Origin of the sequence: Paraburkholderia metrosideri (assembly GCF_904848625.1) — a bacterium.
GTDB classification, from domain to species: Bacteria; Pseudomonadota; Gammaproteobacteria; order Burkholderiales; family Burkholderiaceae; genus Paraburkholderia; species Paraburkholderia metrosideri.
Genome location: NZ_CAJHCP010000045.1, coordinates 1 through 673, shown reverse-complemented (window position 1 = coordinate 673; position 673 = coordinate 1). Strand labels below are relative to the sequence as shown.

The window sequence follows — 673 nt, the reverse complement described above, 5'->3', positions numbered from 1 at the left end:
TGGCGCTGCACTTTACCGCGACCGAATCGACGTTCAGCTACTTCGAGGCGATGCGCGCGTACCTCGAGCAGCATGGCAAGCCGGTTGCGCTGTACAGCGACAAGGCCAGCGTGTTTCACTGCAACAGTCATTCGGTGACGCCAGGCAAGGGCGTAACGCAGTTTGGCCGCGCGCTGTACGAGCTCAATGTGGATACGTTCTGCGCCAACAGCAGCCAGGCCAAAGGGCGTGTCGAGCGGGCGAACCTGACGTTGCAGGATCGTCTCGTGAAGGAACTGCGGCTACGCGAAATCAGCACGAAGGAGGCGGCCAATGCTTACGCGCCCCACTTCATCGCTGACTTTAACGGCCGGTTTGGCAAGCTGCCGCGCAGCACATTCGATGCACACCGGCCGCTGCGGGTAGATGACGATCTTGATCTGATCCTGACGGTTCGCGTGCCGCGGCGCGTGTCGAAGGTACTGACGGTGCAGTACGACCGGGTGATCTACCTGCTTGAAGACACGGTGGCGAACCGCGGCCTGATTCACCGTTATCTGGATGTGTTCGAGTATCCGGACGGGCGCGTCGAAATCCGGGTGAATGGTGCTGCCCTGCCCTGTGTGCCCTACGACCGGCTCTCGGAGATCGATCAGGCGGCGGTGATCGATAACAAGCGGCTCGGGCACACGTT

At 61.2% G+C, this 673-nt stretch carries 1 protein-coding gene; it reads left to right on the top strand.

Annotated features, from left to right (window positions below; all coding sequences use genetic code 11):
- Positions 1-673: ISNCY family transposase (locus LMG28727_RS33910; protein WP_201646651.1), on the top strand; the 673-nt coding region annotated here is incomplete at both ends.